This window comes from Rudaea sp. (assembly GCF_036383415.1).
Lineage (GTDB): Bacteria > Pseudomonadota > Gammaproteobacteria > Xanthomonadales > Rhodanobacteraceae > Rudaea.
In genome coordinates this window covers 1-2,249 of record NZ_DASVOK010000295.1, presented here as the reverse complement: position 1 = coordinate 2,249, position 2,249 = coordinate 1, and the positions used below count along the sequence as shown (strand labels likewise).

General features: G+C 62.7%; 3 protein-coding genes. All 3 read left to right on the top strand.

The genetic code is table 11. The features are described from left to right. Position 1: 1 nt before the first annotated feature. Positions 2 to 400, top strand: a complete 399-nt coding sequence (gene ndk / locus VF497_RS11205; protein ID WP_330888697.1) for a nucleoside-diphosphate kinase — start codon at positions 2 to 4, stop codon at positions 398 to 400. A gap of 20 nt (positions 401 to 420) precedes the next feature. After that, positions 421 to 1,533, top strand: a complete 1,113-nt coding sequence (gene rlmN, locus VF497_RS11200) for a 23S rRNA (adenine(2503)-C(2))-methyltransferase RlmN (protein ID WP_330888695.1) — start codon at positions 421 to 423, stop codon at positions 1,531 to 1,533. Then, the coding region (gene pilW / locus VF497_RS11195) for a type IV pilus biogenesis/stability protein PilW (RefSeq protein ID WP_330888693.1) at positions 1,523 to 2,249 on the top strand (727 nt) is incomplete at its 3' end. The genes rlmN and pilW, both read left to right, overlap by 11 nt.

Sequence of the window (2,249 nt, the reverse complement as noted above, 5' to 3'; positions counted from 1 at the left end):
CATCAAGCCCGACGCGGTCGCCAAGAACGTGATCGGCGAAATCTATTCCCGCTTTGAAAAGGCCGGCCTCAAGATCGTCGCCGCCAAATACAAGCAGCTCTCGCGCGCCGAGGCCGAAGGCTTCTACGCCGTGCACAAGGAACGTCCATTCTTCAAGGCGCTGGTCGAGTTCATGATCTCGGGCCCGGTGATGATCCAGGCGCTCGAAGGCGAGGGCGCGATCCTCAAGAACCGCGACCTCATGGGTGCAACCGATCCGAAGAAGGCCGCGCCGGGCACGATCCGCGCCGACTTCGCGCAGTCGATCGATGCGAATGCAGTGCACGGCTCCGACGCGGCGGAAACAGCGGCGCAGGAAATCGCCTATTTCTTCGCCGGCACGGAGATCGCGTCGCGCTGAGCGATCGCAAGAGCAGAACCGTGACCACCACCAAAGTCAATCTGTTCGACTACGACCGCCAAGGGCTGCGCGACCTGTTCGCGCAGCTCGGCGAAAAGCCGTATCGCGCCGAGCAGGTGATGAAGTGGATCTACCACCGTCATGCGACATCGTTCGAGCAGATGACCGACGTCGGCAAGGCGCTGCGTGACAAGCTCGAGGCGGCGTGCGAAATCGCGCCGCCGAAAGTACTGTTCGAGAAGCAGGCCGCCGATGCAACTTACAAATGGCTGCTCGGCATGGACGGCGGTAACGCGATCGAGGCCGTGTTCATTCCCGAAGCGACGCGCGGCACGTTGTGCGTGTCCTCGCAGGTCGGTTGTGGTTTGAACTGCCAGTTCTGCTCGACCGCGACACAGGGTTTCAACCGCAATCTCGCCACGAGCGAAATCATCGGCCAGGCATGGACCGCGGCCAAGCACCTCGGCAACGTGCCGCACCAGCAGCGCAAGCTCACCAACGTCGTCATGATGGGCATGGGCGAACCGCTGCTCAATTTCGACAACGTCGTGCGCGCGATGAACATCATGCGCGACGACCTTGGCCTCGGTCTCGCCAACAAGCGCGTGACGCTGTCAACCGCCGGTCTCGTGCCGATGATCGACAAGCTCGGCGAAGTCGCCGATGTGTCGCTCGCCGTGTCGCTGCATGCGCCGAACGACGAACTGCGCACCGAGCTTGTGCCGCTCAACAAGAAATACCCGATCGCCGAACTGCTCGCCGCCTGCCAACGCTATGCCGCGCGCAAGCCGCGCACGACGATCACGTTCGAATACACGATGCTCAAGGGCGTCAACGACAAACCCGAGCACGCGCGCCAGCTGGTCAAGCTGATGCGCAAAGTGCCGGGCAAGGTCAACCTGATCCCGTTCAACACGTTCGCCGGTACGCGCTTCGAGCGTTCCGACGAAGACGTGATCCGCAATTTCCAGAAGATCCTGCTCGATAACGATGTGTTGACGATGGTGCGGCGCACGCGTGGCGACGACATCGACGCGGCCTGCGGCCAGCTGAAAGGGCAGGTGCTCGATCGCACGCGACGCAGCGCCGAATTCCAGCGCCGCATCGAAGCCGGGGCGCGGCATGCAGCTTGACCGTTCGCTGGCGCGGTTCTCCCTGCCAGCGCTCGCGGCTGTCGTGGTGTGCGCAGTGTCGGCATGCAGCCGGGGCGACAGCATCCGCCCGGTCACGGTCGAGAGCCAGAAGACGAGCTTGAGATCGCAGGAAACGCCCGCCGACAGGGCGCGGCCTTTCCTCCAGCTCGGGCAGAAGTACATGGAGCTGGGCAAGCTCGAACTGGCCAAGGACAATCTGCTCAAGGCGCTGAACTACGATCCGAAGAGCGTGGACGCGCATACCTTGCTCGCCACGCTCTACGATCGCGTCGGCGATCGCGACCAGGCCCTGCAGCATTACCGCGATGCCGCGCTGCTGGCGCCGAAGGCCGGCGCCGAGAACAACAATTACGGCATGTACCTGTGCAAGCTTGGCCAGTATGCCGAGGCGCGCAAGTATTTCGGCGCTGCCTTCGCCGACGGTTTCTATACCGCCAAGGCGTCGGCGTACACGAATGCCGGAACCTGCGAATTGCTCGGCAAAGGTTCCCTCGACCAGGCCGAGGCGAACTTCCGCAACGCGCTCGCGCTCGAGCCGAAAAATGCTCAAGCCTTGTTCCAGCTCGCCAACGTGCTCTATCAGAAGAACGATTTCTTCAAAGCGCGTGCCTTCGTGCAACGCTACGATGCGCTTGGCCAGCCCAGTCCGGATGCGCTGCTGCTGGCACGCAACATCGAAATCAAATTGGGCCATG